Origin of the sequence: Emticicia sp. SJ17W-69, assembly GCF_051209875.1 — a bacterium.
In the GTDB taxonomy this organism is placed as follows: domain Bacteria; phylum Bacteroidota; class Bacteroidia; order Cytophagales; family Spirosomataceae; genus Emticicia.
Genome location: NZ_JBNTQY010000001.1, coordinates 411,129 through 427,458, shown reverse-complemented (window position 1 = coordinate 427,458; position 16,330 = coordinate 411,129). Strand labels below are relative to the sequence as shown.

Genomic DNA, 16,330 nt, shown 5'->3' with positions numbered 1-16,330 from the left:
TCCAGTTCGCCGTTATAAACCTAAATGGAGGTCGTTTTAGAACGACCTCCATTTTTTATACCTTCTTCACTGTCATACTAACCTTATAATCTGCTAATTTTATTTCTCCAGTATTTTCGGGATAAGGTAATACATCTAAAATCTCTACTGAATATTTTTGACTCCCCAATTCGACTGTTGTAATAGCAGGTTTAGAATTATCAGCTAAAAACTCCAAAACAGCCTCTTTTGAAACATTAGAATCCGACAAAGTTAAATAAACCCTTACACTCCCCTGCCATACACAAGTAACACTTTTAGGACAACGGCTATCCTCAATTTTTGTAATTTTCGCTTGAATGCCTTCCTTAAAAATCACTTCATTCTCATACTTTATTTCTATTTTACTCCCTAATGAAGCCGTTGGTAATGTTGTATCCTCTTTTGTACAAGCCCACGAAAGCATTAAAACAATTAATAACTTTTTCATCTTTTATTCTGATTTGTATGTTTTAGTAAATTTAATGAGAATTGAACTACCAACCTCTCTATTATTCTTATGATTCATTTTACATAAATATGGTTGCAATAAGAAATCAAAACATTCAAAAATCTACCATTCCACAAACAGAAAACTCCATTTATGTAGATTTCTTTGAGAGATTATTAGGGAAAATCATATCTTCGCCATGAAAATTTTAAACCCCCATTAATGCCATGCGTTCTCACGAAATTGATTACAAAATTTTTGGCGAAGATATTCAAATCGTCGAAATCGAACTTGACCCCAATGAAACCGTTATTGCTGAAGCGGGTACTATGCTTTTTATGGAAGATGGTATTCAGTTTGAAACAAAAATGGGAGATGGCTCTCAACCTCAACAAAGCTTATTTGGTAAACTCTTACAAGCAGGTAGCCGAGTGTTGATGGGCGAGTCAATTTTTATGACACATTTTACCAATCGTTCTAATATTAAAAGAAAAGTTGCTTTTGCAGCCCCTTATCCAGGTACAATTAAAGCCGTTGATTTAGCCAAAATTATGGGCAATACCCTCATTGTACAGAAAGATGCTTTCTTGTGTGCGGCGATGGGAACAAGTATTTCGATTCATTTCAATCAAAAACTCGGTGCGGGTTTCTTTGGTGGTGAAGGCTTTATTTTAGAAAAAATACAAGGTGATGGTATGGCTTTCATCCACTCAGGTGGCGTGGTCATTGAACGACAACTCAACAATGAAACACTTCGCATTGATACAGGTTGTGTAGTAGGTTTTGAGCCACAATTACAATTTGATATCGAACGTTCAGGAAGTCTAAAATCTATGGTTTTTGGTGGTGAAGGTATCTTTTTAGCAACTTTACGTGGCACAGGAAAAGTTTGGATTCAATCATTGCCAATCTCAAAATTAATTCAACGCTTAACTCCTTATGGTGGAAATGCAACTAAGGAAAGTGGTTCTGTTTTAGGTGGTTTAGGTAGTTTATTTGAAAGTTAATTATTGAAATAATACTTTTTAAAGAACGGCTTTGCTGGGCAATATTTGGCTCAAAGCGAAGCCGTTTTCTTTGTATTATGTCTAAAATCATATTTAATCTATGGTTAAAATACATTTTTTGCAATTAAATCTTTAAAAAGACTTATTTTTGCAACAATCTTTTAATCACTTTTGATGTAAATTCATCAAAATACTCGCTATAAAAAAAATGAAACTACTAAAAGGATTCCTCTTCTTTTCGTTAATTATCTTATTATCAAATAGTTGTAAACAGAAATCTGCGGCTGAATATAGCCAGCAAGTAAACAATGCTGATTTTTATCATGGTTGTGTTAATCAATTAACTGACGTCATTGTGCATGATATTTTTTCACCACCCGTAGCAAGTAGAATTTATTCTTATGCTACATTAGCTGGCTATGAAGCAATGGTTTCGGGTGATAAAAACTACCCTTCTATGGTTGGAAAAGTAAAAGATTTAAAAAAATTACCCCAACCAGAATCAGGTAAAGAGTATTGCTACCCATTATCAGGCATCAAGGCCTTTATGACGGTTGCTCGTGGATTAACTTTTTCAGTTGAAAAATACGATGATTTTGAAAAAGGCTTAGATAAAAAATTTGTAGATGCAGGAGTACCAAGCGATGTTATTGAACGTTCGGTAGCTTATGGCGACTCTGTTGGAAAAGCTGTTTTAGCTTATGCAAAAAAAGATAAATATCCACAAACTCGTGGCTTGCGTTATACCTTACAAAATAAGCCAGGCTCATGGCAACCAACACCTCCTTCTTATGCTGATGCGATAGAACCAAATTGGGGAACAATTCGCACAATGGCAATTGATTCTTCAACTCAATTTATGCCACCTGCACCCTTCCCATATGATTTGGCCAAAACAAGTCCATTTATGAAAGAAGTAATGGAGGTATATGAAATGGGCAAAAATTTGACTGAAGAACAAAAGCGAATTGCATGGTTTTGGGACGATAATGCTTTTGTAATGAATGTACAAGGGCATGTGATGTTTGCAGATAAAAAAATGACCCCAGGCGGACACTGGTTGGCTATCGTGAAAACAGTTTGTAAAGATAAAAAAGTTGATTTGATGAAATCAGCACAAGCCTATTTGTTGGTTTCAATGGCTTTAAGAGATGCTTTCATTAATTGTTGGGAAGTGAAATATCGCAATCATAAAATTCGTCCTGAAACTGTCATTAATGCAAGCGTGGACACGAAATGGATTCCTTTTTTGCAAACACCTCCTTTTCCTGAATATACAAGTGGTCATAGCACCATTTCAGGGGCATCTGCCGAAGTTTTGACACAACTTTTTGGTGATAATGTTGCCTTCACCGACTCTACTGAAGCCAAATTTGGTCATGGTGTAGGACAATTCAAATCTTTCCATGAAGCTGCTGCTCAAGCATCTATTAGTCGTGTTTATGGTGGAATTCACTTCCGCTCGGCCTGTGATGAAGGTTTAAAAACTGGTAAAGAAATTGGTAAATGGGTAATGTTGAAGTCTAAGAAGTAAACAACCTCACCCCTGATTCCTCTCCTCTCTCATTGGGATGAGAGCAAAAAGTGCTTAAAAATGACAAAACACATCCTATTAATGGACGGACCAGATGCCAAAGGTCTGATTTTCCACGTAACAAGCGTACTGTATAAAAACGAGTGTAATATTATTTCACAAGACGAATATGTCAGTCCTGACGGTCAATTTTTCATGCGAACAGAATTTGAATCGCCTGATAAACTCGACCCACAAAAGGTTTTGAAAGATTTACGAGAAGCTATTGCCACGCCTGATATTAACCTACGGATTAATCCCAAAAAGAAAAAAGACATAGTAATTTTAGCAACAAAAGAGCATCACTGCCTATCAGATTTGCTTATTCGCTATAATTTTGATGAATTGGATGCCAATATTCTGGCGGTAGTGAGCAATTATAATACGCTCCAGCCTTTTGTTAGTAAGTTCGGAATTCCATTTCATTATATCACGCACGAACACAAAACTCGTGAAGAGCATGAAGAGGCGATTCTCCGAACTTTGAAGATTTACCAGCCAGAATATTTAGTTTTGGCAAAATATATGCGTATTCTTTCACCCGAATTTGTTTCGCATTATCCTAATAAAACTGTGAATATTCATCATTCATTTTTACCTGCTTTTATAGGAGCAAATCCTTATCGACAAGCTTACGAACGAGGTGTAAAAATCATTGGAGCTACGGCACATTTTGTCAATAATAATTTGGATGAAGGGCCAATAATTGCTCAAAATGTAAAAGATATTGACCACCGCTATACTGCCAGTGACATGGCTCGTGAGGGAAAAGAAGTAGAAAAATCGGTACTAACACACGCCCTAAAATTAGTCTTCAACGATCGGGTTTTTATTTATGGCAATCGGACGGTGGTGCTATAATAGCGTCAATAGACCACAGTAGTCTTGCAAATACCAATAAAATACTTTCGACTACTTAGATAAATTTCATGGCGTAAACCAGCCATTTATTAATGCTTTGGCGGTGAGTTCTGCCATGTTTTTTACCTCACATTTATTAAACATACTTGTTCGGTGATGCTTCACTGTGTTTTCGCTGATGCCCAATTCGGCAGCAATCATTTTTATGCTTTTTCCTTTGGCTATCAACTCCAAAACCTTTTTCTCGGCAATACTTACAGGTAAAGGGTTTGTCTGACGAATGATTCCTTCGTGAATCGGAATATTTTTCATATCAGCCGAATTTGTTGTATCTAACAGAAAAAAACGAAGTTTTGGCTCGGGGTCAAGGTGCGAAATATCTGTAATTAAATCAAACTGAAAGACTCCATTGCCCATTTTATCAAAAAATAAAGTCGAACTTTGCTGCAAAGCATGAAACGTGCTTCCATCTTTTCTTATGAATGGATAAGTATGCGACGACTTAATATTTTTGCGATTTTCGATTGGTTGCGAATAGAAATAATACCAAAACAACTCAGCCGATTGTACGGTAGCCAAGAGGTTTTCAGCATCAGTAAACCGAGCCGCCTGAATAAACGGTGCATTGGTCATTTCTTCAATCGTGTAGCCCGTCATTTGCTCTAACGCTCCGCCAACTTTCATCCACTTGGCATTTTTCATGTCCGAAATAAACCAACAGTATGTTCCTACAGCATAGATACGCTCAATGGTTTCGATGAATGAAAAGTTATTGAGATAACTCTCCAAATCAGGGTCTCTTGGCAAATATTCATAAAAACCTTTGAGTTTTCGATAGATAGAAAGAATCTCATTTTGCAGCTTAGTTTTCATAGTTTTATGGTTTACTTACAAATATGAGTCAAGAATTTCTTTTTTCAAAACTATATGGCACAATTGTGCCATTGACAAACTATTGATAATCAGGTAGTTTTGTTATAGAAAATATTTAAAAAGAAATTAGCATCTCCAGCAAATTATGAAAAAATTATATTTAATCTGCCTACTACAAATTATTTGCAAACTACTCTTAGCTCAAAACCCAGATAAAGTTTATGCCAACTACGATTTTGTGTCAGGTAATAAAATAATCTTTGAAGATGACTTTCGAGACGACCAAAATGGCGAGTTTCCTGCACATTGGAAATTAGTTACAGGGCAGGGCGTTCTTAATAAAGTAAACGATAACTTAGCTTTTTTTCTGACAGAAGGAAATTATGCCGTAGTAACTCCACGAATCAAACAAGAGAAATACTTAAGCGATGAATTTACGGTTGAGTTTGATTTTATTTACAAAACATTCAAAGATGAAGGATATGGCACTTATAGTGGCCCGATAGGGTTGGAGTTTTATTATATGGATAATTATGAAACCTCTTTTAGAGTTACCTTCGATAAAGGCAATGTAATAGTGAATGACCTACAAAAAAACTACCCTGATGAATTGCTTGATAATTTTTATGATAAATGGCATCACGCTGCCATCGTATTCAAGCAAGGACAAATGAAAACTTATATAGACCAATTCAGGGTTTGTGTCAATCCAAGTATTGATTTTAAGCCCTATCGCCTTGCCTTCGATGGACCTTGTACCGAAAATTTACCAATCATTTTCAAAAATGTTAAAATTGCTAACGGTGGCGGTATGAACTTGATTGGTAAGGCATTTACCGATGGAAAATACATCTCACATGGTATTCGTTTCGATGTCAATAAAGCTATTATCAAGGCTGAATCAATGGGCGAAATCAATGGCATTGTGCAAATTTTAAAAGAAAATGTTACGCTAAAACTGGAAATTGGGGGTCATACCGATGCTGATGGCGATGATGCCACTAATCTCAAACTTTCGCAACTTCGTGCTGATGCAGTCAAAACTAAATTAGTAGAACTTGGTATTGATGCCACAAGACTTAGCACCAAAGGCTACGGCGAAACAAAACCTATTGGCGATAACAAAACATTTGAAGGAAAAACCGAAAATCGTAGAGTAGAATTTACTAAACTATAACATTTATAACCATGAAAAAGACATTTCTGTATTTAACTTTTTTTGTTTCCGTAGTTTCAATTGCATTTATTGCCGACGACCTCACCAAGTATAAAGTAAATACCACGGAGTTCAAAAAACGAATTTTAAATCTCTCTTCTTATAAACAGTTTCCTGGATTTAAGTTCTATTTTACTCCTGAGCTAAAACAATTGGGCTTTAAACTTCCTGCTGACGAGCAAGCCGCTATGGCAAAAGCCGTAGGACTTTTTGCTAAAAACTTCATTAATTCTGCCAATTTTAGCAAAGAATATGAGCAGGACTTAAAAGAAAATATGCAAAATACTGACCCAAATTCAGCCGAATGGAAAGAGAGATATTCAAACACTTATCAAGGTAAATTGGAAAGTGTACAGGAAGATATTAAAAATGCTGCTTTTGTTGAACAACTTTTTTTGATGCAAGAAATGACTCTAACGTCGAGTAAAGAAGGATTACAACAAATGGAAAAATCTGCTGAAGGTGCATCAGAAGAAGAGAAAAAAGTCTTATCAACAATGAAAGAGATGTTTAGAGATGGTGTTTCCAATGCAGAAGCAACTTTGAAGCTAAAACCATTGCTAAAATCTAATTCTGCTGAGTTTTGTAAGCAATACGCCAAGATTTTGACTAATATAGAAATTAAAGAAAATCTTAGGTCTGCCAAAGAGAATAATGCCAGTATTTTAGAGCAATTTGAAGAAAAAAAAGACTATAAAGCCAATATCAAAACTCAACTTCAACAATTTTTAGAGGAATCGGCTGATGTAGATTTTAATGCAAAATTGGTAAAAGTTGGTAGTGGTACTGCACAAGATTTTGCCAATATGGAATACCGTGATAAATCAAAAATATGGAAACAGTCTTTCCGCATAGGCAAACCCGCCACGACAGAATTTAGGAAAATAGCCGAAGAGTGGCTAAAAGAATTATAAAACTTAAAATAGTCCACGGTCTATAGTCCACAGTCAACAGTATTTCATTTAGAAGTTTTTTTACTGTGGACTATTGACTACCGACCGTGGGCTTAAAAACTAATTCTTCACAATCACAAATTCCACACGACGATTTTGGGCTTTTCCCTCTTCGGTATCATTGCTTGCAATTGGGCGAGTTTCACCAAAACCAACACTCGTCACTCGATTGGCAGCAAGTTTCTTTGAAAGCAAATATGTTCGTACAGATTCGGCACGGTCTTGTGAAAGTCTCAAGTTACTTTCATTCGAACCAACATTATCGGTATGCCCTTGTATCTCGATTGTCAGATTTACGTTTTCTTTCAATGTTTCAGCGATCCTATCTAATTCAGGGAAAGATTCTGAGCGAAGTGTAGCTTTCGCATATTCAAAGAAAATATTGTTCAAAAGCACTTTTTCACCTGCTTTGATAGGTACAAGTTTTAGTTCATCACCATCAATTTCCTTGTATTCTTTTATTTCTGTTAAATCGATATTTTTACCAATGGCTATAAAATCTTTTGCCACTGCTCGGTAAGAATATTTAGCTCCATAAGGTAGCACAATTTTATATTCACCAGTCGCTGGATTGGTATATGCCTCTCCAGCCTCCTCACCATCAGGAAGTGTTTGATAAATAATTTTTGCTTCAATAGGGCGACCAGTTTTTTGATCTAAAACTCGACCGCTAATCATTACAACAGGTGTTGGTGTCGTTTTATTAATATCCACAGGACTTTTACCATCTGATAAGCTTTTTTGCTCTTCAATTCTACTATTAGATGTCTGTACACCTGCAACAACTGGGACAGTTTTCTTTTCTTCTTTTAACTTAAAACGTACCAAATCACCTTTCCCTATCGAATTTTTCTTAGTAGTCATATAGGCATACTCGCCCGAAGCGGCAATTGTATAAAAATATTCATTAGCATCACTATTTACTTTTTCTCCCATATTGATAGGCTTCGACCATTTTCTCCAACTTCTATCCATGCGTTTTGACACCCAAATATCAGTTCCTCCCAAGCCTCCTTTACGATTACTTGCAAAATATAAGGTGTAATTATCAGAAGCTAAAAAAGGTGTAGTTTCAGTATCCCCAGTATTAATGTCCGCACCTAAGCCTTCAGGTTTTGTCCATTTACCATCTTTTCCCAGAAAACATACATAAAGATCATCTTCTTTACCATTTTTCTTTTCACTAAACGCTAAAATCAAGGTTTTTCCATCATTTGATAAACAGGCCGTTAGGAATTGTCCTTTGCAAAGGTCATCAAATTTAGGAATTACTACTTTTTGTGGCTCCGACCAACCAGTTTTGGTCTTTTTACACATCGATATTCCTGCTTCATTTTCTCTACGTCCTGCATTATAAACTCCAGAAATCAGAATCGTATTTCCGTCAGGTGTAATGCTAAAAAGATCATTGTATTGGTCTTTGTTTATCGTATTGGGCATTCGTCTGGCAATTGTCCAATTACCATCTCTCAATTCTGAATACCATACATCTTGGCTTCCCTTTGCTCCATAATTATTAGAAGGGTGACTTACTCGGCAAAAATATAACGTTTTGCCATCCGGAGAAATGACAGGGCTGGCTTCGTGAAATTCAGTATTAATTGCCGAACCTAATTGTTCGAGCGTTTGTGCAAATGAAAAAGTTGTAACAAAAGAAGCCAATAATAGGATAGTCTTACGCATAATGTGTTTTTAGTTTTTAAGGTCGATTGGTCAAATCGTCTTGCAAATTAACGTATTATCAGCTTCAAAATGTATGAAATTAGTAAAAAATCCTTAATTTTGCAAGGTTGATATAAATTGAGTTAATCAAAATTCTAAAAGCGTAGTGCCGCACAATCAGTCAATCATCATTTGTATGGGCGGCTCATCTTTAATTCTATAATGCCAGTAAATCCAATTTTTGATTCCTTTGATAACCTCCGTGTACTAATAGTAGGCGATGTGATGCTTGACTCTTATGTCTTTGGAAAAGTTGAACGTATTTCACCCGAAGCTCCTATACCAGTTGTAAATGTAAAACGTAAAGAAATTCGTTTAGGTGGAGCTGGTAATGTGGCTATGAATATTAAATCACTTGGAGCAACACCTATTTTATGTACTGTTGTAGGTGCCGACTCAGAAGCCAAAGATTTACTTAACTTATTGAAAGACAATAACTTACCAAGCGAAGGAATCATACAAAGTACAACAAGAATGACAACTGTGAAGCAGCGAATTTTAGCGGGTTCCCAACATGTCGTTAGAATAGATTCTGAAATGGATTCACTCATTAATGCAGATGAACAAGCCCTTTTAATAGAGAAAGCCAAAGCCTTAGCTGTGTCATGTGATGTTATTATTTTTGAAGATTACGACAAAGGTGTTTTGGATGCTGAAAGTATTCAGCAAATCGTTGCTTTTGCTAAATCAAAAGGAATCCCGACCATTGTTGACCCTAAAAAACGAAATTTCTTGCATTATCAAGGTACTGATATTTTTAAGCCTAATTTGAAAGAATTGAAAGAAGGGCTAAAAATAGATTTTGATGCCAAAAACTTGGAAGAAGTAAAGGCTGCAGTTGCATCGGCAAAAAACATTTTGGGAGTCAATGGTGTTTTTCTAACATTATCAGAAAATGGCGTCTTTATTGATTTTCAAGGAGAAATACATCATATTCCAGCTCATTTAAGGAACATTACAGATGTTTCGGGTGCTGGAGATACAGTAGTAAGCATTGCGGCAATGTGTTTAGCTTTAAAATTATCACCCAAAATGATTGCTGAAATATCTAACTTAGGAGGAGGTTTAGTTTGTGAATATGTTGGTGTAGTACCTATTGAAAAAGGTAAACTTATCAATGAATATCAAAAATATTTCTAAAAAAAAAGCACCATATATTTTCCTTTTAGAAAATTGCGGTGCTAAAAACCTTGAATATTTGCAAAACATTGATGGCTATTTTGGCTATAATCCATTGGGCTAATTATTTGATTGAAGGTCTGTAAGGCATTGCTGGCTTATTTTTTTTACTTAAAGAATAAACCACCACTCCTACAGCCACAGCGGCTAAACCGACTAAAACTCCCTTTTTCATTGGCGTAATTTTGTTTAAATTGTGTCTTTTGTTTCTATTAGATAACAAAGTAACGCAATAGTTTAAAAATTTGTTGCAACAAACACTTAAAAATTACTTAAAAATTTATTTTACGGTATTTTTTTTACTATTAGTCTATCAATTCCATAGATACATCTAAATTAGTAGTAAAATTCGTGCCAAAGTGTTAATATTACATCATTAAATATAATTTTTTTAATAAGTTGATTAAGCGGTGTTTTTTTAACAATAAAACATATATTTAAGTCTATTTTAAGTTTAAATAAAGTCTTACATTTTAATACTATCAAATTTTGAGCCAAACCATAGGTTTAGTCATGCGTTCGACGGGTTCTTGGTACGAAGTTCGTACCAAAGAAGGACATATTTTGCAATGTCGGCTAAAAGGGAAGTTTAAGATTAAAGGTTTGAAAGTAACCAACCCGATTGCCGTTGGTGATAAAGTGGTTTATGAAATTGAAGATGAAACCCACAATACAGGCATCATAAGCGATATTTTACCCCGTGAAAATTATATCATTCGACAATCGGTCCATAAATCTGCTCATGGGCATTTATTAGCCACAAATATTGACCAAGCAGTCTTGATTGCCACTTTAACTTTTCCAAGAACATCTCTGGGTTTTATTGACCGATTTTTAGTAGCCGCTGAGTCTTTTAGAATCCCTACTGTATTGATTTTCAATAAGTTGGACTTATTAGATAATGAACAAATTGTTTATCAAAAAGAATTAACCGAATTATACGAAAGCCTGAATTACCCATGCTTGTTCACTTCGGCAATCAATGGGAATGGGATCACTGAGTTCTACGATATTTTAAAAGGAAAAGTATCATTAATTGCAGGTCATTCGGGTGTAGGAAAATCTACTTTGGTCAATGCTATTGCTCCTGATTTAGATTTACGTACATCCAAAGTGTCAACATTTGCAAATAAAGGTGTGCATACTACTACTTTTGCAGAAATGTTTGAAATTGATGATGAAACCTTCATTATTGATTCACCAGGAATTAAAGAGCTGGGCTTAGCAGATATTGAGAAAGAAGAAATTGGGCATTACTTCCCAGAAATATTAGCACTAATGAGCGAATGCCGTTTTCATAATTGTATGCATCTTGACGAACCAAATTGTGCAATCAAGGAAGCTGTAATGGATGGCAGCATTGCCCAAAGTCGTTATTTTAGTTATTTGAGTATGATGGAGGGTGGTGATAATAGAAAATAGCGTATAAGTCCACCTTTTTCGGTCAATAGTCCACAGAAAGAAAATCAAATCTATTAAATTAAAAAATCTGTGGACAGTGGACTTGTTGACTGTTGACTAAAACCTGCCTTTTATCATCAAAATACTTTATTTTAAACAAATATCATTTTTGAGAAATATTTATTCTTGTTCTTTTGTTAAAAATCGTAATTTTGCCCGACTATAATTAAAAGTCTATGGAAGAAGAAGAAATTGTAGAAGTAGAAGCACGGTACTCCGAAAAAGAAAAATACGCAGTTTTTGATAAAGAGTTTATGCCACACATAGACTCGATGTATAACTTTGCCTTTCGTTTAACAAATGATGAAGATGATGCCAATGATTTGGTACAAGATACGTATTTAAAAGCGTTTCGATTTATCAATTCATTTGAAAGAGGAACTAATGCAAAAGCGTGGTTGTTTAGAATTCTGAAAAACAGTTTTATTAACGATTATCGTAAGAAAAGTAAAGAACCTTCAAAGGTAGATTACCAAGACGTTGAAACGACCTATAATTCGACAGAAGATGCCGAAATGGACGCTACAACCGACTTGAGAACTGAAACTGTACAAGATATGATTGGCGATGAAGTTGCCAATGCCCTGAATAGTTTGCCTGTTGATTTCAGAACTGTCATTATTTTATGTGACATCGAAGGATTTACGTATGAAGAAATGGCCAAGATTTTAGATATTCCAATCGGAACAGTTCGCTCAAGATTGCACCGAGCCAGAAATTTATTGAAAGAAAAACTAAAATCTTATGCCACATCAATGGGCTATAAAATTGATGACATAGAGGCAGAAGAAGAAGATTTATAAGAAGACTAAGTAGCATAATGAACAAATTTTCAAAGATTACTGTTGTCAATTTGTTCAAACGTATGATTTGCAAATTGTTTATACAAATAATTTGTATTGAATATTTGAAGTTTTAGAAGACAAATGCTTTAAACCTTTAAAGTGAACAAATAAAATAACTGTTCCTATAATAATTGAATCAATGAAGTATCAGTGTGAAAATCATCAGAAATGTATGAAAATGATACAGGCTGTCCTTGACGGTTCTGCATCACCTGAGGAAGTAGAACACTTCAAACAGAACATGGACCAGTGTATGCCCTGCATCGAAACATACAAATTGGAGAAAAGTGTTAAGGCTGCCATGCAAGACAAAGTAGAGAAAAAATGTTGCCCACAATCAACCATTGTTGATATTCGAGCAAAAATTGGTTTGGCTTTCTTACTTTTGGGATTTATCGCTATTGAAGTAAAACTCTATCATATATTATTTAGTTGCTAATTTTGTTTGACGCCAGACTAAAGGCAAAAGATTTATAACGAACAGCAATAAAATTATTATCTTTGTAAAAATATTTAGCCATCAAATTTTAAATTTGGTGGCTTTTTTATAAAATCAAATGTGGCACATCTTGAAGATGTGCCACGTTTACTAAAGAGAAGCGTACACTTCCCATGAAAGGTAAAGCAATCATTTTTTGTGCCCCATCTGGTTCGGGCAAAACTACCATTGTCAAACATCTTCTTGACAAATATTCTAACCTCGGATTTTCGATTTCGGCTTGTACACGTGACAAACGAGGTCGCAATGAAGAAAATGGCAAAGATTATTATTTCTTAGACATCCATGATTTCAAAGAAAGAATTGATAAAGAGGAGTTTATTGAATGGCAAGAGGTTTATCCAGGAGCATATTATGGTACATTGAAAACCGAAATAGAAAGGCTCTGGGATGCTGGTAAAAATGTCATTTTTGATGTAGATGTACAAGGTGGAATGAATCTTAAAAAGTATTTCGGTGATGCAGCTTTGGCTATTTATGTAAAAGTCCCTTCGATGGAAGAATTGGAAAGACGTTTACGTGCCAGAGGAACTGATAGCGAAGATAGTATCTCTCGACGCATCTATAAAATGAAGTTTGAAATGGAATTTCAAAATAGATTTGATGTTATTTTGCTTAATGATGACATTGAGCATTCTTGGCAAAAAGCAGAAGAATTGTATGAAAAATTTACTGAAAATACTTTAGAAATCACCAAAAAACCTTTAGAAGTGTGAAAATTGGTTTATTTTTTGGCTCTTTCAACCCTATTCATGTCGGGCATCTAATAATCGCTAATCGAATGGCGTATTGTACCGACTTAGAGCAAGTTTGGTTTGTTGTTTCGCCACAAAATCCTTTTAAAAAGAATAAAAGTTTACTACACGAATTCGACCGTTTGACAATGGTTGAAAAAGCTATTTCAGACAATTATCGTTTGAAAGCTTCCAATGTAGAATTTTCAATGCCAAAACCAAGTTATACCATTGATACGCTTACAAAATTGGTAGAACGCCACCCAAATCATGAATTTAAGCTCATTATGGGCGAAGACAATTTGGTGCAATTTGAAAATTGGAAAAACTACGACAAGATTTTAGAATACTACGAGTTATATGTTTATCCTCGCCCCAATACTGCCGAGCATAATTTCAAAAATCATCCAAAAGTAAAGTTTATCGAAGCCCCTTTGCTTGATATTTCAGCTACTTTTATTAGAAATTCTATCAAAGAAGGAAAATCGATTCGCTATATGGTGTCTGATGTAGTGGAAGAATATATTCGTTGGCAGAAGTTTTATTTGTAGTCCATGGTCAACAGTCAGCAGTCCACAGTAAAATAGTGTGTTTTTCTCTGTGGACTGTAGACTGTGGACTATTTACTTATCTGCTCTGCCAAAATACCAATTCCTTCCATAAAACTAACAGGTTGGTAATCAAGTACTTGTTGAGATTTAGATAAATCAAAGCCTGTTCTTGGCGGGCGTTTGGCTGGTTGCGAAAATGTGGTAGAATCAGCTTGCGAAATCAAAGACTTATCTAATTTGAAATAATCGGCAGTCATGATTGCCATTTCATAAGGTGTTAAAAAATCCTTTCCTGAGATATTAAAAATACCTTCTGCTTCTTTTTCAGCCATCAAAGTACAGCCTTTTGCTAAGTCTTCTGCAAGCGTTGGAGTACGCCATTGGTCGGTTACAACTTTTATATTTTTACCATCTTCCAAAGACTTTTTCACCCACAAAATAATATTGGTTCGACTCATATCATGAGCAATGCCATAAACCAAAACTGTGCGGGCAATTGCCCAACGGATATTGCTATTGATTACAATTTTTTCAGCAGCATATTTGCTCCATCCATAAAAACTTATCGGATTTGCCTCTGCCTCTTCTTTGTATGGCCCTGATTTTCCATCAAAAATAAAATCTGTCGAAACATGGACTAAAAAACAATCAATTTTTTCACAGGCATCAACCAAATACTCCACCGAGCTTACATTTTGAGCCCAACAAGCAGACTTTTCTGTTTCGCATTGGTCAACATTCGTCATAGCGGCCGTATGAATAATGACATTTGGCTTTATCTTTTCTACTACTTCTTGAACTTGCTCACGATTGGTAATATCCATCGACTGATACTCATAACCATTGGTGAATGGTAAACGATTTTCTCCACGTGCTGTTGCAAAAACTTGGTGAGTAGTTGTCTGCGTGAGTAATTCAACTAATTTTTGACCAAGAAGGCCATTTGATCCTGTGATGAGAATTTTTTTCATTCTTTAGTTTACAGAAAAGATGTTTGTTTTTAGCTAAAAAAATAATAGGTTTTGTTCTTACAGATACTTATAATTATACTTCTTAGTAATTTTCTTTTTTCGCATTTTTTTTACTGTCATACTCATTTTTATATCCACTTTAGGGCGATCAGCCGAATCACGTGGCTGCTTAGCAATTGTATCAATCAAATCTAAATTATCAATTATCTCGCCAAAAACTGTATAAGCATTGTCTAATCTTGGTGTTCCCCCCAGAATCATGTATTCTGCACGTTGTTGGGTAGTATAATTCATCGAATTACGTTGAGCAACAGCGGTTATTTCTTCATCGGTAAGCTTTTTCCCTTGCACAATATAAAACTGACAAGCACTTGATTTTTTTTCTGGATTGCCATCACGAGCAGCAGCCAATGCACCTTTTTTATGTACATGATTTGGTTTAAACTCAAAAGGAATTCGTTCTAAATCTCCGCCACCACCCCCAAGTCTTTCATTGGGTTTTGCATTTTTAGAAGTTGGGTCACCTCCTTGAATCATAAAACCATCAATGATGCGGTGAAACATCAAACTATCATAGAATTTTTGATTGACCAGTTTAATAAAATTGGCTTTATGTAAAGGTGTATCATCAAACAATACAAGGTGCATTGTTCCAAAATTGGTCTTTAAAGTAATTAAGTAGTCTTTCTTTGATTTCTTCTGAGCGAAAGATAAATTACTGATTAGCAATACAATAAAGAGAAGTTTGTACTTTTTCATGCAATTTTAGGCGATGATAAAGCACAAAAATACAATAAATATTTGAAGTTAGATTTGACATCTTTGCGAAAGTTGTCAAATCTACTAAACTAAAATAGTGTTAGAAGCAACATAGGTCAAAAACTCGTCGCTTTTTAATATTTTTTTAAACCAAAAGGTATATTTTTCAGGGTTCAGAGCTACTTGTTCCAATAAATCATCAACTGTAATCCATTGAAAATTTGCTACTTCCTCTGGGTTTACAATAAAACTTTCATTATAATTTCCCACAAAAACATGGTCGATTTCATTTTCAATCAAACCATTAGCAAAGTCGGTACGATACTGAAATTTATAAAGGAATTCCAAAGAAGTGTCAAAGCCCATTTCTTCACCCAAACGGCGATGAGCTGCTTCGCTAATTTCTTCATTGGCATTTGGGTGACCGCAACAAGTATTTGTCCAAAGATCACCCGAATGATATTTATGAGAAGTTCGTTGATGAATCAATAATTCATTATTGCTATTAAAAACCAAAATAGAAAAAGCACGATGTAGCAATCCTCGTTGGTGTACCATGAGTTTTTCGCCCGTACCAATTTCCTCGTCTTGTTCATTTATTAATATTATGTCAGTCATACACTCCCATCCCCTAAAGAGGAGTTTTAATTGCTTAGT

The 16,330-nt window shown here is 35.1% G+C and carries 18 protein-coding genes; 12 read left to right on the top strand and 6 right to left on the bottom strand.

Features of this window, described 5'->3' with window-relative positions; all coding sequences use genetic code 11:
* Nucleotides 1–55 precede the first annotated feature (55 nt).
* Entirely contained in the window at nt 56–469 is a 414-nt protein-coding gene (locus ACQUQZ_RS01830) for a hypothetical protein (RefSeq protein WP_435352960.1), read from the bottom strand.
* Nucleotides 470–696: 227 nt separating this feature from the next.
* Between ACQUQZ_RS01830 and ACQUQZ_RS01825 the strand changes: the two genes are divergently transcribed.
* The 3 genes from ACQUQZ_RS01825 (at nt 697) to purU (ending at nt 3,910) form a co-directional block, all read left to right on the top strand.
* Nucleotides 697–1,476, top strand: a complete 780-nt coding sequence (locus ACQUQZ_RS01825) for a TIGR00266 family protein (protein ID WP_435352958.1) — start codon at nt 697–699, stop codon at nt 1,474–1,476.
* Nucleotides 1,477–1,684: 208 nt separating this feature from the next.
* Entirely contained in the window at nt 1,685–3,010 is a 1,326-nt protein-coding gene (locus tag ACQUQZ_RS01820) for a vanadium-dependent haloperoxidase (RefSeq protein WP_435352956.1), read from the top strand.
* 60 nt (nt 3,011–3,070) lie between these two features.
* Nucleotides 3,071–3,910 carry a formyltetrahydrofolate deformylase gene (gene purU / locus ACQUQZ_RS01815; RefSeq protein ID WP_435352955.1) on the top strand — a complete coding sequence of 280 codons (840 nt, stop codon included), beginning with the start codon at nt 3,071–3,073 and terminating at the stop codon, nt 3,908–3,910.
* A 66-nt stretch (nt 3,911–3,976) separates the two neighbouring features.
* Here the strand turns inward: purU and ACQUQZ_RS01810 are convergent, their stop codons facing one another.
* Complete coding sequence (locus tag ACQUQZ_RS01810; protein ID WP_435352953.1) at nt 3,977–4,783, bottom strand: response regulator transcription factor; 807 nt, start codon at nt 4,781–4,783, stop codon at nt 3,977–3,979.
* A 145-nt stretch (nt 4,784–4,928) separates the two neighbouring features.
* On the opposite strand from ACQUQZ_RS01810, the gene ACQUQZ_RS01805 reads away from it, so the two are divergent.
* Both ACQUQZ_RS01805 and ACQUQZ_RS01800 read left to right on the top strand, forming a co-directional pair.
* Nucleotides 4,929–5,960, top strand: a complete 1,032-nt coding sequence (locus ACQUQZ_RS01805) for an OmpA family protein (protein WP_435352952.1) — start codon at nt 4,929–4,931, stop codon at nt 5,958–5,960.
* 11 nt (nt 5,961–5,971) lie between these two features.
* Nucleotides 5,972–6,913 (top strand): hypothetical protein, encoded by a 942-nt coding sequence (locus tag ACQUQZ_RS01800; RefSeq protein ID WP_435352950.1) that lies wholly within the window; start codon nt 5,972–5,974, stop codon nt 6,911–6,913.
* A gap of 99 nt (nt 6,914–7,012) precedes the next feature.
* Here ACQUQZ_RS01800 and ACQUQZ_RS01795 read toward each other — a convergent pair whose 3' ends face one another.
* The gene (locus ACQUQZ_RS01795) at nt 7,013–8,635 is read right to left on the bottom strand and encodes an OmpA family protein (protein WP_435352948.1); all 1,623 of its coding nucleotides are present in this window, start codon (nt 8,633–8,635) and stop codon (nt 7,013–7,015) included.
* A gap of 201 nt (nt 8,636–8,836) precedes the next feature.
* On the opposite strand from ACQUQZ_RS01795, the gene ACQUQZ_RS01790 reads away from it, so the two are divergent.
* The 7 genes from ACQUQZ_RS01790 to nadD all read left to right on the top strand — a co-directional run bounded on the left by ACQUQZ_RS01790 (nt 8,837) and on the right by nadD (nt 13,943).
* Nucleotides 8,837–9,814 (top strand): bifunctional heptose 7-phosphate kinase/heptose 1-phosphate adenyltransferase, encoded by a 978-nt coding sequence (locus tag ACQUQZ_RS01790; protein ID WP_435352946.1) that lies wholly within the window; start codon nt 8,837–8,839, stop codon nt 9,812–9,814.
* The gene (locus ACQUQZ_RS01785; RefSeq protein ID WP_435352945.1) at nt 9,792–9,917 is read left to right on the top strand and encodes a hypothetical protein; all 126 of its coding nucleotides are present in this window, start codon (nt 9,792–9,794) and stop codon (nt 9,915–9,917) included. The genes ACQUQZ_RS01790 and ACQUQZ_RS01785 overlap by 23 nt, the downstream gene beginning before the upstream one ends.
* A gap of 449 nt (nt 9,918–10,366) precedes the next feature.
* Entirely contained in the window at nt 10,367–11,275 is a 909-nt protein-coding gene (gene rsgA / locus ACQUQZ_RS01780; RefSeq protein WP_435357631.1) for a ribosome small subunit-dependent GTPase A, read from the top strand.
* A gap of 215 nt (nt 11,276–11,490) precedes the next feature.
* On the top strand, nt 11,491–12,117 hold the full coding sequence (locus ACQUQZ_RS01775; RefSeq protein ID WP_435352943.1) for a sigma-70 family RNA polymerase sigma factor: 627 nt from the start codon (nt 11,491–11,493) through the stop codon (nt 12,115–12,117).
* Nucleotides 12,118–12,331: 214 nt separating this feature from the next.
* Nucleotides 12,332–12,598, top strand: a complete 267-nt coding sequence (locus ACQUQZ_RS01770) for a hypothetical protein (protein ID WP_435352941.1) — start codon at nt 12,332–12,334, stop codon at nt 12,596–12,598.
* 173 nt (nt 12,599–12,771) lie between these two features.
* Nucleotides 12,772–13,374 (top strand): guanylate kinase, encoded by a 603-nt coding sequence (gene gmk, locus ACQUQZ_RS01765; RefSeq protein WP_435352939.1) that lies wholly within the window; start codon nt 12,772–12,774, stop codon nt 13,372–13,374.
* Complete coding sequence (gene nadD, locus ACQUQZ_RS01760) at nt 13,371–13,943, top strand: nicotinate (nicotinamide) nucleotide adenylyltransferase (RefSeq protein WP_435352937.1); 573 nt, start codon at nt 13,371–13,373, stop codon at nt 13,941–13,943. Before gmk ends, nadD begins: the two co-directional genes overlap by 4 nt.
* A 68-nt stretch (nt 13,944–14,011) precedes the next feature.
* On the opposite strand, the gene ACQUQZ_RS01755 is transcribed toward nadD, so the two are convergent.
* The 3 genes from ACQUQZ_RS01755 to idi form a co-directional block, all read right to left on the bottom strand.
* On the bottom strand, nt 14,012–14,914 hold the full coding sequence (locus ACQUQZ_RS01755; protein WP_435352935.1) for an SDR family oxidoreductase: 903 nt from the start codon (nt 14,912–14,914) through the stop codon (nt 14,012–14,014).
* Nucleotides 14,915–14,971: 57 nt separating this feature from the next.
* The gene (locus tag ACQUQZ_RS01750) at nt 14,972–15,673 is read right to left on the bottom strand and encodes a peptidylprolyl isomerase (RefSeq protein ID WP_435352933.1); all 702 of its coding nucleotides are present in this window, start codon (nt 15,671–15,673) and stop codon (nt 14,972–14,974) included.
* Nucleotides 15,674–15,757: 84 nt separating this feature from the next.
* Nucleotides 15,758–16,291 carry an isopentenyl-diphosphate Delta-isomerase gene (gene idi, locus ACQUQZ_RS01745; RefSeq protein WP_435352931.1) on the bottom strand — a complete coding sequence of 178 codons (534 nt, stop codon included), beginning with the start codon at nt 16,289–16,291 and terminating at the stop codon, nt 15,758–15,760.
* Nucleotides 16,292–16,330: the final 39 nt, after the last annotated feature.

What these genes read in the sequence shown, in the direction of transcription:
- idi (WP_435352931.1), bottom strand. Translation starts at nt 16,291, where the DNA reads ATGACTGACATAATATTAATAAATGAACAAGACGAGGAAATTGGTACG.
- ACQUQZ_RS01830 (WP_435352960.1), bottom strand. Translation starts at nt 469, where the DNA reads ATGAAAAAGTTATTAATTGTTTTAATGCTTTCGTGGGCTTGTACAAAA.
- ACQUQZ_RS01750 (WP_435352933.1), bottom strand. Translation starts at nt 15,673, where the DNA reads ATGAAAAAGTACAAACTTCTCTTTATTGTATTGCTAATCAGTAATTTA.
- ACQUQZ_RS01755 (WP_435352935.1), bottom strand. Translation starts at nt 14,914, where the DNA reads ATGAAAAAAATTCTCATCACAGGATCAAATGGCCTTCTTGGTCAAAAA.
- ACQUQZ_RS01785 (WP_435352945.1), top strand. Translation starts at nt 9,792, where the DNA reads ATGAATATCAAAAATATTTCTAAAAAAAAAGCACCATATATTTTCCTT.
- ACQUQZ_RS01825 (WP_435352958.1), top strand. Translation starts at nt 697, where the DNA reads ATGCGTTCTCACGAAATTGATTACAAAATTTTTGGCGAAGATATTCAA.
- ACQUQZ_RS01775 (WP_435352943.1), top strand. Translation starts at nt 11,491, where the DNA reads ATGGAAGAAGAAGAAATTGTAGAAGTAGAAGCACGGTACTCCGAAAAA.
- purU (WP_435352955.1), top strand. Translation starts at nt 3,071, where the DNA reads ATGACAAAACACATCCTATTAATGGACGGACCAGATGCCAAAGGTCTG.
- ACQUQZ_RS01805 (WP_435352952.1), top strand. Translation starts at nt 4,929, where the DNA reads ATGAAAAAATTATATTTAATCTGCCTACTACAAATTATTTGCAAACTA.
- ACQUQZ_RS01790 (WP_435352946.1), top strand. Translation starts at nt 8,837, where the DNA reads ATGCCAGTAAATCCAATTTTTGATTCCTTTGATAACCTCCGTGTACTA.
- ACQUQZ_RS01800 (WP_435352950.1), top strand. Translation starts at nt 5,972, where the DNA reads ATGAAAAAGACATTTCTGTATTTAACTTTTTTTGTTTCCGTAGTTTCA.
- gmk (WP_435352939.1), top strand. Translation starts at nt 12,772, where the DNA reads ATGAAAGGTAAAGCAATCATTTTTTGTGCCCCATCTGGTTCGGGCAAA.
- ACQUQZ_RS01810 (WP_435352953.1), bottom strand. Translation starts at nt 4,783, where the DNA reads ATGAAAACTAAGCTGCAAAATGAGATTCTTTCTATCTATCGAAAACTC.
- ACQUQZ_RS01770 (WP_435352941.1), top strand. Translation starts at nt 12,332, where the DNA reads ATGAAAATGATACAGGCTGTCCTTGACGGTTCTGCATCACCTGAGGAA.
- ACQUQZ_RS01820 (WP_435352956.1), top strand. Translation starts at nt 1,685, where the DNA reads ATGAAACTACTAAAAGGATTCCTCTTCTTTTCGTTAATTATCTTATTA.
- rsgA (WP_435357631.1), top strand. Translation starts at nt 10,367, where the DNA reads ATGCGTTCGACGGGTTCTTGGTACGAAGTTCGTACCAAAGAAGGACAT.
- ACQUQZ_RS01795 (WP_435352948.1), bottom strand. Translation starts at nt 8,635, where the DNA reads ATGCGTAAGACTATCCTATTATTGGCTTCTTTTGTTACAACTTTTTCA.